Annotated in this window: 17 protein-coding genes; 6 read left to right on the top strand and 11 right to left on the bottom strand. The window is 32.5% G+C overall.

The window, feature by feature from the left end; all coding sequences use genetic code 11:
- Positions 1 to 106 precede the first annotated feature (106 nt).
- Positions 107 to 610, bottom strand: a complete 504-nt coding sequence (locus WKH56_RS07015; RefSeq protein WP_342835044.1) for a CYTH domain-containing protein — start codon at positions 608 to 610, stop codon at positions 107 to 109.
- Between the two features lie 210 nt (positions 611 to 820).
- Here WKH56_RS07015 and WKH56_RS07010 point away from each other — a divergent pair, with 210 nt between their 5' ends.
- A complete protein-coding gene (locus WKH56_RS07010; protein WP_342835043.1) occupies positions 821 to 1,096 on the top strand; it encodes a hypothetical protein in 276 nt (91 codons plus the stop codon).
- Between the two features lie 104 nt (positions 1,097 to 1,200).
- Here WKH56_RS07010 and trxB read toward each other — a convergent pair whose 3' ends face one another.
- From trxB to WKH56_RS06980, 6 genes are all read right to left on the bottom strand, one after another.
- A complete protein-coding gene (gene trxB, locus WKH56_RS07005) occupies positions 1,201 to 2,145 on the bottom strand; it encodes a thioredoxin-disulfide reductase (protein ID WP_342835042.1) in 945 nt (314 codons plus the stop codon).
- Positions 2,146 to 2,229: 84 nt separating this feature from the next.
- On the bottom strand, positions 2,230 to 2,655 hold the full coding sequence (gene pth2, locus WKH56_RS07000) for an aminoacyl-tRNA hydrolase (protein WP_342835041.1): 426 nt from the start codon (positions 2,653 to 2,655) through the stop codon (positions 2,230 to 2,232).
- A 118-nt stretch (positions 2,656 to 2,773) separates the two neighbouring features.
- Positions 2,774 to 4,558: an oligoendopeptidase F gene (pepF, locus tag WKH56_RS06995; protein WP_342835040.1), complete on the bottom strand. Its 1,785-nt coding sequence runs from the start codon at positions 4,556 to 4,558 to the stop codon at positions 2,774 to 2,776.
- Between the two features lie 175 nt (positions 4,559 to 4,733).
- The gene (locus WKH56_RS06990; protein WP_342835039.1) at positions 4,734 to 5,132 is read right to left on the bottom strand and encodes a hypothetical protein; all 399 of its coding nucleotides are present in this window, start codon (positions 5,130 to 5,132) and stop codon (positions 4,734 to 4,736) included.
- A gap of 103 nt (positions 5,133 to 5,235) precedes the next feature.
- Positions 5,236 to 5,739, bottom strand: a complete 504-nt coding sequence (locus WKH56_RS06985; RefSeq protein ID WP_316910510.1) for a hypothetical protein — start codon at positions 5,737 to 5,739, stop codon at positions 5,236 to 5,238.
- Between the two features lie 131 nt (positions 5,740 to 5,870).
- Positions 5,871 to 6,167 carry a hypothetical protein gene (locus WKH56_RS06980; protein ID WP_171777998.1) on the bottom strand — a complete coding sequence of 99 codons (297 nt, stop codon included), beginning with the start codon at positions 6,165 to 6,167 and terminating at the stop codon, positions 5,871 to 5,873.
- Positions 6,168 to 6,239: 72 nt separating this feature from the next.
- Here WKH56_RS06980 and WKH56_RS06975 point away from each other — a divergent pair, with 72 nt between their 5' ends.
- Together WKH56_RS06975 and WKH56_RS06970 are read left to right on the top strand one after the other, a co-directional pair.
- Positions 6,240 to 7,382 carry a Tle-like phospholipase domain-containing protein gene (locus WKH56_RS06975; RefSeq protein ID WP_342835038.1) on the top strand — a complete coding sequence of 381 codons (1,143 nt, stop codon included), beginning with the start codon at positions 6,240 to 6,242 and terminating at the stop codon, positions 7,380 to 7,382.
- Positions 7,379 to 7,687, top strand: coding sequence for a hypothetical protein (locus tag WKH56_RS06970; protein WP_342835037.1), 309 nt, complete (start codon positions 7,379 to 7,381; stop codon positions 7,685 to 7,687). Before WKH56_RS06975 ends, WKH56_RS06970 begins: the two co-directional genes overlap by 4 nt.
- Before the next feature lie 83 nt (positions 7,688 to 7,770).
- On the opposite strand, the gene WKH56_RS06965 is transcribed toward WKH56_RS06970, so the two are convergent.
- From WKH56_RS06965 to WKH56_RS06950, 4 genes are all read right to left on the bottom strand, one after another.
- Entirely contained in the window at positions 7,771 to 8,994 is a 1,224-nt protein-coding gene (locus WKH56_RS06965) for a processed acidic surface protein (RefSeq protein WP_342835036.1), read from the bottom strand.
- A gap of 694 nt (positions 8,995 to 9,688) precedes the next feature.
- Positions 9,689 to 10,261, bottom strand: a complete 573-nt coding sequence (locus tag WKH56_RS06960; protein WP_342835035.1) for a GNAT family N-acetyltransferase — start codon at positions 10,259 to 10,261, stop codon at positions 9,689 to 9,691.
- Positions 10,262 to 10,285: 24 nt separating this feature from the next.
- Positions 10,286 to 10,498: a hypothetical protein gene (locus tag WKH56_RS06955; protein ID WP_316910516.1), complete on the bottom strand. Its 213-nt coding sequence runs from the start codon at positions 10,496 to 10,498 to the stop codon at positions 10,286 to 10,288.
- 222 nt (positions 10,499 to 10,720) lie between these two features.
- A complete protein-coding gene (locus WKH56_RS06950; protein ID WP_342835034.1) occupies positions 10,721 to 11,275 on the bottom strand; it encodes a hypothetical protein in 555 nt (184 codons plus the stop codon).
- Between the two features lie 168 nt (positions 11,276 to 11,443).
- On the opposite strand from WKH56_RS06950, the gene WKH56_RS06945 reads away from it, so the two are divergent.
- The 3 genes from WKH56_RS06945 (at position 11,444) to WKH56_RS06935 (ending at position 14,113) form a co-directional block, all read left to right on the top strand.
- Positions 11,444 to 11,857, top strand: coding sequence for a hypothetical protein (locus WKH56_RS06945; protein ID WP_342835033.1), 414 nt, complete (start codon positions 11,444 to 11,446; stop codon positions 11,855 to 11,857).
- A 169-nt stretch (positions 11,858 to 12,026) separates the two neighbouring features.
- Positions 12,027 to 13,283 (top strand): DNA polymerase IV, encoded by a 1,257-nt coding sequence (locus WKH56_RS06940; RefSeq protein ID WP_342835032.1) that lies wholly within the window; start codon positions 12,027 to 12,029, stop codon positions 13,281 to 13,283.
- Between the two features lie 503 nt (positions 13,284 to 13,786).
- Positions 13,787 to 14,113, top strand: coding sequence for a hypothetical protein (locus tag WKH56_RS06935; protein WP_342835031.1), 327 nt, complete (start codon positions 13,787 to 13,789; stop codon positions 14,111 to 14,113).
- Positions 14,114 to 14,236: the final 123 nt, after the last annotated feature.

The raw sequence follows: 14,236 nt of genomic DNA, 5'->3' as shown, positions 1-14,236 counted from the left end.
TGCTTTCACCTCTTCAATTAGTAAATTTTCAGGAATAAAATATATGATCTTATATAGTAGTTTTTATATTAAAAAGAAAAAAAGAGCTAGAATGCCGCTCTTTTTTTTATTTATTAAAAATTAGATCTTGATTTAGTTTTTTCCAAAGGTTTTTGTTTTTAAAGTTATCGTCATAAGTTACTTCTTTCCCGAACCATAATGGAGGAATGAATTCTGCTGCCTCCTCCTTCGTATCAAACTCAACTTCAGCAAGTAATAGAGGATCTTTTGTATTTACAAAATCATCAATCATTACTTGAGAATTACCAAGAGCAAAGAACTGTCTGAACTTTATAATAGGTTCATACTTCTCTGGAATATTTTTTTCTAATTCCAAATAAGTTTGTTCATTAATTCTTTTTTTAACTACCTTTCTCGTCAAACCGTTACCTTCTTTAATCGTTATATCGCACTTATCTTCTTTACCTTCTTCAACCTGTCTACGAATTCTAGTTTCTTTTTCATCAGTTGAAATTAAATAATTTTGATACACCATCTTTTTTTCGAACGGCACTAAATCTTCTGGTAATGCATTTACAACAAATACTCTCTCGATTTCTTCTAGTGGCATCAAAATCACCTCCATAAATTTATTTTCACCTTTAGCAAGGTAATATTTTTAAGTTTTGTAGAAAAATTACTTATCCCTTTGATTATAGTGAGGATAATTATTTTTTTAGAAAAAAGATAAAAAAATTATAAGACCCATTATTTTCTAAAATTACAGATAAATAAAAAGTAATAAAATGGTATAATGAGGATAAATAAGGAGGGGATATGATTGAAGACGTTTAGTATCGTATCTGTTGGATTATGTATAGTTGGATTCGCTCTGCTTCTTTCTAATTACCTAAGCACCAAGTTTAACGAGCCCATAGTTATGATTGGATTTATAGCAATGCTGGTAGGTACCATTTTTAGTTTTGTAGCATTTGCTAAAAACGAATTAGGCTTTTTAAAATTTATTGCAGCGGGCACTTTTTTTGTTGTGACATTTCTTGTATGTGCTTTAGATCCCTTCCAAGTAATTCGTATGATGGTCTGGTTAAAGAACTAACAACTGTATTTAAGGCAACAGCTTTTAGAATTTAAAACAACAAAAAGCGCCTACTAAAAAACATAGGCGCTTTTTCATATTGTTCTAGCATAAACAACAACTTTTCATTTTAGAGATTTTAATTTTCCATCTAGTTCTTCTACATATTGTTGAGCACTTTGAGCAGCAATACTTCCATCTCCAGATGCCGTAATCACTTGTCTTAAATATTTCTCCCTTATGTCTCCAGCTGCATATACACCTTTAACCTTAGTCTCCATTTTCTCGTCTGTGGGAATACATCCTGCTGGGTTAGTAATTCCTAGTTTTTTAAAAGGATTCGATAAAGGATTCATCCCCACATATATAAAGACACCGTTACAACTGAAGGAATTTATTTCGTTATTTGTTACGTTCTTTATTTTTAAACTAGATACCTTGTCGTCTCCGTTAATAGTTTCTATTACTGTATTCCAAATTATATCTATCTTGGGGTTGTTAAGTATTCTATTTTGTAAAATTTGTTGAGCCTTTAATTTATCCTTTCTGTGTATAAGGGTTACCCTATCAGCAAATTTTGTTAAATAATTAGCTTCTTCTACAGCGGAATCCCCACCGCCAACCACTACTATTTCCTTTCCTTTAAAGAATGCACCATCGCATACTGCACAATAACTCACTCCTCGTCCCGACAACTCTTTTTCTCCTGGTACACCTAACTTTTTGTAATCGGCACCAGCCGCTATAATTATAGTTTTTGTTATATATTCTTTATCATCGGCAATTACTTTTTTATATAGACCTTCTTCTTTTATTAAGCTAACAATTCCATAAGCATATTCGGCTCCGAAGTGAATTGCGTGATCATACATTTGCTGAGATAACTCAGGTCCTAATATTTTTTTGAAGGCCGGATAATTTTCTATCTCTTCGGTCTTTTGCATTTGCCCCCCATATATACATCTCTCAATAATTAAAGTTTTCATATTTCCTCTAGATGCATATAAAGCTGCCGTTAAACCAGCTGGACCCGCTCCAATAATTATTACATCATAAATACTTTTGTTCATATCACACTCCCCCTTTTGACATAATATAAATTAAAAAAACTGATATTTACTAAATAAGTGAAATATCAGTTTGATAAGTTTACCCTACGACATTAAAGGTAAATGTTCAGTTATTTTATCTATTTCTTCTGAATTATAAGGTCCTATCGCCAAGCAAGTTTTCGTTTTAACGCCATTAAAAACAGTTAAACCGCTATCCTCTATAAGAACAACAGGTAGCCCTCTGTCTTTTGCTTTAAAATAGATATCCATTAACTCCTCTTCGGAATTGACTGCCAAGGTAATCTTTCTAAAAACACCACGTAACCAATCATCTAAATCAGACCCAACAGTAACATCTAGTTTAAGGGTATAGGATCCGTTCACTATTTCAGGCGTTTCCTCTCTTAGAGATTTCCCGTTATTCATCATCTGAAGAAATACTCCAAGAGAAGAATGACTACCTTGTGCTGTCATCTTTCCTTTTTTCATCTTTAAGTCTTTTCTAACAACAATTACTTGTTTAGCCACTTTTGTTCCCTCATTTGTTTTTTACTTATTCTATTTTTGAAACTGTTAAAAAGAAAGTAGCTACACTAATTAAATAAGCAGACAAAAAAAGAGCCAACTTAACGTTAGCTCTTTTTGTTTAAATTAAGCTCTCTAGTTCCTCAATTAAGCCACCAAATACTTCTAAAGCATCCTCTATAGGTTTAGTAGTAGACATATCTACTCCCGCGCCTTTTAATAGCTCGATAGGATAGTCTCTACCTCCGCTTTTAAGGAAGTTTAAGTATCTTTCTACCGCTGGTTCACCTTCTTCTAAAATCTGCTTAGAAAGCGAAATAGCTGCTGAGAACCCTGTAGCATATTTGTACACGTAGAATGCGTTATAGAAATGAGGAATTCTTGACCACTCCATTGCTATCTCTTCATCGTGTACAACAGCATCTCCATAATATTTCTTGTTTAAATTGTAGTATATGTCTGAAAGAATCTCAGCCGTTAAAGGTTGACCATTCTCTGCTTTTTCGTGAGTAATTTGCTCGAATGAAGCAAACATCGTCTGGCGAAATAACGTACTTTTAAATTGCTCGATAAAATAAGTAAGTAGATATTGCTTCATTTTCTTATCATTTGTATTTTCAAGCAAATATCTCATTAATAACACCTCGTTTACAGTAGAAGCTACTTCAGCTGTAAAAATGCTATATTGAGCGTAAAGCATTGGATTATTAGCTTGAGAATAAACAGAGTGTTGGCTGTGTCCTAATTCGTGACACAAAGTAAACATACTATTTAAGTTGTCTTTGTGGTTTAACAAAATATACGGTCTTACACCGTATGTACCGGATTTATATGCGCCTGATCTTTTACCAACGTTAGGATAAACATCAATCCATCCACCGTTATACGTTTCTTCTAGCTCTAAAATGTATTCCTCACCAAACACCGCTAGGGCTTTTTTAACAGTTTCAAAAGCTTCCTCATAAGGTATTTCCATATCTAGATTTACTAACGGTGTATATAAATCATACATATGAAGTTCATCTACACCTAGCATTTTCTTTCTCAATTCTAAGTACTTTTCCATTAGTGGTACATTGTTTTCTACAGTTTTTATTAAGTTGTTATATACATCTAAAGGCACATTGTCAGCAAACAGCGATCTTTCTAAAGAAGAATTGTACTTTCTTATTTGTGAGTAAAATGTATCTTTTTCAAGAGAACCAGAGAAAGTAGCCGCTAATGTATTTTCATATTGCTTAAATACACTATAAAATTCTTTAAATACATTTTCTCTTACGCTTCTATCCTTGCTCTCCATAAGTTTTGTATAGTTAGATTGCGTTAACTGTATTTCTTCCCCTTTTTCATCTTTAACAGTCGGAAACACCAAATCTGCATTAGTAAATGCGTTATAAGTTTTTCCAGCTGAATTTAATCTTGAAGCCTGAGCCATAATAAATTCTTCTTCTGGAGATAAAGTGTGTGGTTTAGAACGAAATAGCTCATCAATAAATTTTTTGTAAAAGAGCAAACCCTTTTCCTCTTTAAAGAGAGACTCTAACTTTTCTTCTTCAAGTGAAAGAAGCGAAGTTTTAAATACTGAGTATAATACTGAGTACGATCTACCAATCGATTGTAACTTTTGTTTAAGTTCTTGAGGCTTAGAATCCTTTGTATTTTCATCGCCTTTTAGGTGTGCATAAGAAGCAACCTTGCCAAAAATGAGGTCAAAATCGTCTGTCAGTTTTAAGAAGAACAATAAACTAGCAGGAGAATCAAAGATTGAATCTTTCTTCGCATTTAATTCCTCCACTAGTTCCTGAGACTTTTCACGGGCTTTTTCCCATTCATCTAAATTCTTAAAAATGTGCTCTAACTTCCATTTATATTTTTCATCTATCTCTTCACGCTTTAACGTTTTCATAAGAATAATCTCCCTACTTTCTAGTATATGTATTGTGATTATATTTCATTATATTTCCACGTATGCTTAAAATTCAATGAATAAGCCTATCTTAGAGCATAACTAGTCTATTTTGTAAAAAAGAAAATTGCTATTTAATGCAATTTTCTTTTGATAATTTACGTTCTACTTACTTCTACTTCTTCTCCTTGATTAGCGGGCAATAGAAACTAGGGATTTTAAAATCGGCAACCGCCTCAGAACTATTAAGTAGCTGCACATCTTCTTCTAACATAGGAATATAACCATATTCCATTATAGATTCCGCTACTTCCTTTAATGTATCTCTTTTAAAATCTCCAATTGGGCCATATTTATCAAAGAATGAAAATTGATATTTGAATACTCCTGTAGAATCCGGATGAACTAGACCTTCTCTATAGAAGCCATTATCTTGTTTAAACACAAATTCACCATTTATTAAAGAACGGTATATGCGATTGTAGTTTTCTATATTTTCAATAGCTTGATTTAATACTTCTTCACCGAAAAATAAATACATTTTTCTTTCTTTCTCTGTTATTGTTTTAAGCATTGAATTCAGTCCTTTGTTTTTTAACACCTTACCATTAAACATCTCTTTAGATTAAAAAACATAGAAAAAGAAGCACAACCAAAGTTTTGCTTCTTTTAAGCATTTACAAATTTCTTATTATGTTTACAACCTCTTCTGTCTCATCCAAAGGAAGCGGAGCAGTTTTATCCTTCATATTATTTAAGGCTCCTATAGTACCCTCTTTATAATCTTTATCAGTTGTCGTTCCAGTCTTGTAATAAATTATTCCATTCTCTAAATCTTCAGGAATTAGAGTTATCTTGTAACGTTCTCGTTCCAATTGTAAGTCGTCATCACTGTTAAAGAAGATAAGTTCAATACTCTTCTGAATATCATTTGTTTCTATAATCTTAAAATGGTTTACTTTTAATTCGTTTACTAAAAGCAATGCAATGGGCTCAATAAACTCTGTAATCCAATTTAGGGGCTTAGGCATATTTTCTCTTAAAACTGTTACTCTTGCCTCTAACCGTCTAATTTCATCTAAGAAAACCGCTCTGCTTTCTTCTGTTTGGTTATATACATCCTTAAATATATTCTTCACTTTTTCCATTGAACTAATTTCTTTTGTACTAATTTCATTCATTTTGTTGTTCCTCCAATTTTTTAGAATGATAGCACCAAATACTATTTTTATGGAAAATAAGCAAATAAAAAAAGACCTTCAATCTATTAATTGAAAATCTTTTTCGTGAGCGATACTTCTAGAAGATCCTTCTAATTACTTCCGACACCTGTTATTTTATAGTCATCAGCAGAATCCACCATTAAAACTACCTCTTTATCTTTTTCAGGTTTGTAATAACCATAAACAAATACTATGCTTGAATTTGTGGCACTTGAAAACTCAGCATCTTTTACTACAAAATCTTTATCTTCTTTTACTCTTATGTACTCTACTGCTACGTCTGACGCTCTTTGCACTATATCCTTTTTGCTCATTTCGTCATCTTTTCCGCAACCTGAAACTACTAATATAAGAAATACTGCAAAGATTAGACAAAACTTTTTCATATACATATCGCCCCGCATTGGTAATTTTTATATAATGGTATTATAACTTAAAAAGGAAAGGTGAATCAATCTATGCAGATAAGAGACAAAGAATACCGCGACTTAAGTGATTTCGCCTATCAGAAAAAAACTTTTAAAACATTTACTTCTAGCTTTAAAGATGGTGAACGAAACTGGAAGATAGTCGGTAATAAAAACTTCAAGCTTCACGATGTTGAGACTGGATTTGATGCAGTCGTTTATGAGAGTGGAGATGATGTAGTTGTCGCTTTTAGAGGAACTCAGGGTGGAGAACTAATTGGCCCAGGCTTTAAAGATTTAACTACTGATATAGATTATATTGTTGGCGGTAGAGCTGTAGATGAGCCTGTACGAAACAAAATGGGCTTTAACGTAAAGAACGAAAACGGTGAAGTTAAAACTGAAACAAAAGTTTCAAACCAGTTTGATCAATCTGATAAACTAGTACAAGCTGTACTCAAAGAATTTCCAGATAAAAACATTTCATTAACAGGACATTCTCTTGGTGGCGCATTAGCTTCTTACGCTGCTGTAAAGAACAATGTCAAAGCAGTAACTTACTCATCTCCTAGTGTAGTCAAACTGCTAAATAAAAAAGAACAAAAAAAAGCAAACGAAGGAAAATACGATAAACAGGTTGTTAACTACGTACACCCTAAGGATTCTGTGGGTGCTGGTGGAATAGTTGCATACAAAAACCATATAGGTTCCACTTACTATATTGGTACTTCCTATGATATGGAGAATCGTGAGAATTTGAGCTCTCCTATTGCTCGTTTAATGGATTCCATTAGTGGTGATGCATACTATCACGGTTCTAACCACTATACTTTTGATGAATTCGGTAATATTAATAACCCTATTCTTACATTAGCTTCAACAGGAGATGTAATTGCTCATTCTCCAAGATTCTTTTCTACTGAAACGGGTACTATCGAAGTTACCCCTAAAGACTTAGAGAATTTTGCTAACAATTTGGAACAAATACTTCAAAAACTTGAAAGTGTATCTGAACAAGCAACTAAAGATCTTCTCCCTATAAGTGGAATAGAAATAAATTCAGCTTTACACGATGAAGCTCTGCAGGGTGTAAAAGTTTTTAAGGATTGGTCCACCGAAGGAGTAGGGGAATTTATACACAATTTCAAGCAATCGGCTGAATCTTATGTAAAGGCAGATGTTTTACAAAAATGAATATTGATAAAACGGCAGAGTTATTAAAAGAGAAAGAAGCTTTGGATGAATTGGATCAAAAATTATTACACTACATTAATCAAGTAAAAACAGAAGAACACGTTTTCAGACAATTAGTAAACGAGCTTGGAACTTGGAAATCCGGAAATGGTAGCGACAGCTTCGAAGAAGCATCAGAAGACTTCCTTAAAACATTTGGGCAAAAGGTTTCCCAATTAGAAGCAATTAGTATTGAAATTAGCGGTGCTAAACAAGGAATAGATGCGTTAATAAACGTAGAGATGAATAAAGGTCCCAAGTTTTAGTTGATAAGCTGTATGTACCTATCACAACCCTTTAATTAGTCTAAAAAAGGTTAGCGGATGATATAACATCCGCTAACCTTTTTTTATACTTTTTTAACACTACGATAAACCAATAACCCTAGCATTGCTACTGCTACCCCCAACATAATCGCTAAGAGATAATTAGTAGCAGTTTCCGGCATTACTTTACCTTCATCTACTGGTTCATTTTTGCTGTAATTTGAACTTTTAATTTTTTTAGACAAAGGCGCAACATCCTGTTTTTTCTCTACTATTGTTTTAATCTTTTTAGCGGCAACAGGCATTTCCTTTTCTGTAGTTAAAGCGACTGTTTTGTTTCCAATCGCTTTACTGCTTGCTGCCTTAAGAGAGCTTTTTTTTGCTTCTTCTGCAGGCTTCTGTAATTCTTCGCCAGCAGCAGTTAGTACATTTGAATTAACCATATCATCCGTTAATACTAAATCAGCTAAAAACCTACCTTCTGTAGTTGATAGATTTATTTTCAGGTTAGAACTTTTCAGCTCCTCTAAATCCATTAGATTAACGAATGACAAAGGCTTCTCACTACCTCCTTGTGCAAGCACAAAAGAAGACTTTATATGAAAAATAGAAGCTATTTCGTTATAAATAGAAAGCAGTTCAGCGATTTGGTCTGGTGTTAATTCTTTGGCTGTTTTTAAGTGCTTAAACGAAGTTAATTTTGTTCCTACATCATCTAAGCGGTAAAGTGTAGTTAAATCTGATAACTCATCATTTATAGAAGAGAGATGTGCTTTAATACGATCCATTTCTTCAACAGTAAGGCCAAATTCATCTTGTAAAAAACCCAACAGATCATTTAGTTCTTTGAAATCTTGTGCTTCTCCTATTCCTTCTAAATGATTACTTGATACTTCTACAGAACCTTCAGTATAAAGGTAAACAGCGTAATATAAATCTTCTTCAAAAATGAAATCATCTATAGTTAAACCGTTTTCTCTTAGCAGTTCTTTAAGGCTTTTTTCGGTTAAATTATTATCCATATAAATACCATTTAAATTATGTAAATCAGATGCAATTGGTTCACCAAGGAAATCCTTTAGCTCCTCAATTGTTTCAAAATCATCCAGTGATAATGTTTCATCAAAAGAATACAAAGCGTATTCTATGTCATCTCTTGTTACTTCTGAACCTCTAACTTTACTTACTTCTTTTAAATATGTAGATAAGTCTGTATCAAACGTTTTTGATTGCGCAGCAAGAGACATTGTTGGAAATGCTCCCCACAATAAAAGTAACGCCATTAACAGCATTCCGTATTTTTTCATTCCTTGTGTGTGCTCCCTTTTTCTAGTGTCTAGTCGATTATAAACACCCTTTATGTTTTTCACAAGATATATTTTTATCCATATTTTCGATTCACTACAAAGGAACCATTTCTTTTGTTTCTTCATATAGTAACAATTACTCCGTTAAATTACTGTATTTTCTACTATAAGTGAGAAAGCTAATTTGCTGAATCTAAAATTTCGCCTTCTTCTATTTATTAAGCAAATAACCTGAATTCAGTGTTATTGAGAGTAGCGGTTTTCGTTAGCGGTCTATGGTTAGCCTTTCCCACTTTATATTTACAAGTCTCCCCTTCCAAACCAGGATAAAGAACTGGAGGCCTGTTTCTTAATCTCGTGCTTAAAGTGTACTATGAATCACAAATGACTGAATATCGTTGTAGGTCTCTTTTAAATTTCCTTTTAATACTTATTTTCAATCTATTTATCCGTTCTCATTTCGCAACAAGTGTGCATAAATCCCATTTTATTTTATCTATTTTCTGTCTGTTTTTATTCTATGTAACGGAGTTCTTACGAACTCTTTAGCGTTAGAACAATTAAAATTTATTTAGTATAAGCTTGGAGATACCTAGTTATTTTAAAAATCCCTTAAGATTTCTATTCTTTAAAAATGGATAGCAAAAAGCGGCTTTTACCTTAATAAGATAAAAACCGCTTTGATGTTAAAGAGTTATTCAGTTAATGTTAGATACATCTTTATGCAATCCTTAGAAAATTCATCATATGGTAAATCTTGTGTCCCCCATAAAGGTTCAAATTCATTACGTGAATAGAAATTAAAAGCACGTTCAGTAGAACGAAGTACTATTGCTTCAATTCCCATATAATTATTTGCTAGATGTTTAATATCCATTAACACTTCTATCAATAATCTATCACTATAATTAAGTTTTCTACCGCTAGGGGTTTCCTCACACGGCTTACCTGAGTATGATTCATTAATAGCAAAACACTTTATTTCTACAGATGGTATGCCTAAAAATTCGCCTGATTCATCATCACTATAATTGATAGATGTGGCAAATCGCGAATAATAACCATACAATAGATCCTCTTTTTCATTTACAAATAAAAATGTTACAGCTTTTCCTTCAGCTTTGTCATTTAGAGCGTTATTAATTATATAGCTATCCATATTTCTATTTGCCGATGGAAATTTCTTTATTAAATGTGCGTAAGAATCCTTGTATTGTACTTTTTTAACTTTTTCATCTTTTAAATACAGATAACTCTCCATCTCCAAGACCGTCAACCCTTTTAAATTTATCTATTTTTTATTTTTATTGGAGACGGCTCTACATTCATCCCAAAAGCTTGCAGTTGATCTACTAGTTTTTTTAGCATTAAAACGTTCTAAAAACTCTTTAGACTTTCCTTTCGGAACTACAAAAGCTTCATTAGATAATTTTCTTGTAGCTAACAAACTATCATCTCCCTTTTTTCTAGAACTATTTTTTCTAGAATTGTTGTTTGTAGTCATATTTTACCACTCCTTTTATAACAAAACAACTAGTAAATACAATACTTAGATATTGTCATCTTTTCTAGAAAAAGTAATTTTTAAACTACTTATAAGAAGTTTTATGCCAATTATTAGGAATATATAACTATAAAAAGGAGTTTACTTATGAATATTCCCCTAACAACATTCACCAAAACTAAACGTAAATTAATTATAAAAAATCACTGTCTTTAATTACTTTTAAAACACCCTATTCATTTCAACAGCGTATAACTCACTTAGCAACCCACTAGTATCTTTGTTAAATTGATCAACAAGCGGCTTCATCTTTTTCAATTCCTTAATAACTTCCTTTTGAGCGTATTTATAAAGCTTTAAATATTCGCTTGTTCTACTTTCCTCTGTAAGAAATGACCACTTTAATTCCAATGCATCAATATTCTTGTATCCTCTACACCGTATCCATTGAAGCATTGCATACTCATTATCTTGTTTTTTAGGTGTACAATTATAAAAAAATCCTGTTTTAAAAGAAAAGTTAAACGAATAAAAAGAAAGCGGAGAAAATTCAAAACGCCTAATTAATTCCATAAGAGGTTTTTTATATAGTGACGGCAACCTATCAACATCAATAATGTAACTAACATATTCTATAATATTTTCTGATTCTTTTTTTGAACTATTCATTGATAAAAAACTGCTAATATAATAAGGTAAGCTACTTTCTTTTACAGATAGATAATTAGTTTTATTCGTGATTTCATTTACAAGTTCCTGCAATGTATCAGTAAGCATAATTATTTCCTCCATAAATTTGTTTGTTAAGTGGCAGATCTTTTATGCTAAAACTGCAACAAAAACCCTTATGAATATAATTTTTATTTTTTTCTTGATTTCTTTAAAGAATACATTATATTACTTACAGAATTAAACCAAATACATATATTATTGGAGGAAACAAAAATGACAAAATTAAACAATCAAGGAATCAAAATGTTCGCTGAAGGTGTAGAAGTATACAAAAAACCAATTGCTATTGCTATTGGACCGGTTTTAACAGTTGAAACAACAGTTGAAACGTTAGAAGGTACTATGCAAGCACCTGTTGGTTCTCGCATTGCGACAGGAGTTAAGGGAGAGAAATATCCTATCCCAGCAGAAACTTTTGCGCAATATGAGGAAGTTTCACCTGGAATGTATGCGAAAAAGAAAGTAGTAGTTCGCAGCATTCAATTACAGGAGACTGCTTCTGTTGACACACCTTGGGGAGCTACACTACAAGGTAAACCTGGAGACTATGTAATTTTAGAGTCTGCCGATAATATGTGGATTGTAGAACAAGATATCTTTAAAGATACCTACGCGTTTTGCAAATAATCCATATTAAACTACAAAAGATTTTATCAGTATTGATAAGATCTTTTTTCATTTTGCAATGTATGCTTTGAATAATATGGAGATTAATATAAATAGATATTTTTTACTATTTTGTGCATAATAATAGTAGATGCATTTCCACCTTCGGATTAGCAAAGAGGTAAAATAGATGAAATCTCATTATCCTAAAAATGGACGAGTCATTCTACATATAGATTGCAATGCGTATTTTGCAAGTGTTGAGATAGCTAACGAACCATCGTTAGAAGGTAAGCCTGTTGTGGTATCCGGTAACGTCAAAAGAAACGGTATGGTCATTGCAGCGAACTATGTGGCAAGAGGATTTGGCATAAGTACAACAATGCCTTTATGGGAGGCGAAGCAGAAGTGTCCAAATCTTATAGTTAGGCAAAGTCAATTTGATTTATACAGAGAAACTTCTTCAGAGATATTTCAGTACTTAACAAGTATTTCCCCTTTAACGGAGCCAGCTAGCATTGATGAAGCTTATTTAGATATCACAGATGCTTGGGAGTTAGGCACACCAATGGAAATAGCGGAGAGAATAAGAACAGAGATATTAGAAAGGTTTAAGATACCTGTCTCTATTGGAATCTCTACCTGTAAGGTACTCAGTAAAATGGCCAGCGATATGCAAAAACCACTAGGAATAACCGTGTTACGTAAGAGAGACCTTCCTAGCGTTATTTGGCCGCTGCCTGTTAACGAGTTGCACGGTTGCGGAAAAAAGACTTCTGAAAAGATGAATAGTATTGGCATATACACTATTCAGGACTTAGCAAAAGCTGATGATTATAAATTAAAGACAACTCTAGGGAAAAACGGATCGTTATTAAAGAATTGGGCTAATGGTGTGGATGAGCGACCAGTAGACAAGGATGCTGCCTATGATTATAAGTCCATTGGCAACACTACTACTCTGGAAAAACACAGTTCTGAAGAAATAACACTAGTAGAAGTTTTAGAGAGACTATCTAAGAGCGTAAGTAAAAGACTATCCAATAAGCGCGTAGTAGGAGGAACTATTCAAATAACCATACGATATGCCGAAGATTTTAAAACAATTACGCGTAGTCGCAAACTAACCAATCCTACTTCTGATCAAAAAGAGATCCTCCATTATGCAATTCTTCTTTTTAGAAAAAACTGGAGCGGAGATGTAGTTCGTTTGTTAGGTATTTCCCTACATCAAATTGAACAGCAAAAAGATTCTACAAAGCAACTTGATTTATTTAGTTTTGAAGAAGATGCGGTTAAATATGAAAAGAAAGAACCACTAACTAAAGCGATTGCATCTTTAAAAGAAAAATTCGGGGATCAGACGATAAGAACTGGTTATGATTTATTAGATAATCAAAGAAAAGATTTTAAAACAGGTTTTAATGCCACGGATTCGGGTAACTGATTAATAGTAATTCTTTGTTGAACACCTACTGTTAATGGCGCTATCTCTACACAAAAAAACCACCTTTTTGTTATAAAAGGTGGTTTTTTTGTTTCTTATTCATATTTTCAATAAAAGTTTAAACGTTAACTTAACAACTTATATGCCTCTGACGGGATTCGAACCCGCACTCCTTTCGTAAGCATAGGCTAAGGGAGAACACGCTTCCCTACGGATTTTAACCGGCTAGGAATTTCACCTGCCTCAGCTAATTTGCTTTTCGGTGCTTCTGAAACCTTTGCCTTGCGACCCGGTCTGTACAATTGTTTTCCGGCGCTCTTCCCTTCTATAGCTACAGAGGCGTTTATTGAATTATATGTCACAAGGTATATTTTAACAATAAAAGAGTATACTAAATAATTATTTCCAAAATTTAATACAAACATTATGTTTTCTTTCTATAATCTCTAAAATACGTAGTTTTGTTGTTATAACAAATCTACTTAATTAAGGAAGTGTTCACTTTGAGATTTGAAGATAAATTTTGGCGATGGTTTATATTTGTTGTTGCAGTTTTTATTATTGGAACAACAATTTACTCTTTATGGAGTTTTGCTAAATGGTATGTGTTAATTACGTGTTCTATTGGTTTAGGAAAAGAATTATATAAATATTACACTAAGAACGCGGATTATCATAATTTAAATCTTGTTCAGATTTTGTTATTAGGTCTTACATTTATGTATTATCCAATTTCAAAAGTTATCGAGGTATTTACTAAAATTTTTTTAAATGACGCGAAAAACCTTAAAACAGGGAACTTCAAGTCAATTTTAAAGCAGCTAAAGTAAAATATATTTTCTAATTATAATTCACTTTACAATGCACAGCATAAACAGGTAAAGAGTTGTTTTAAACAACTCTTTTTTTCGTTAACCTTTACTGCCTAAAATAAAAAAGTCCGACAGATGTCG

This window comes from Priestia sp. SB1 (genome assembly GCF_038898415.1).
The sequence above is the reverse complement of the archived record's forward strand: the minus strand, read 5'-3'. Positions and strand labels throughout refer to the sequence as shown.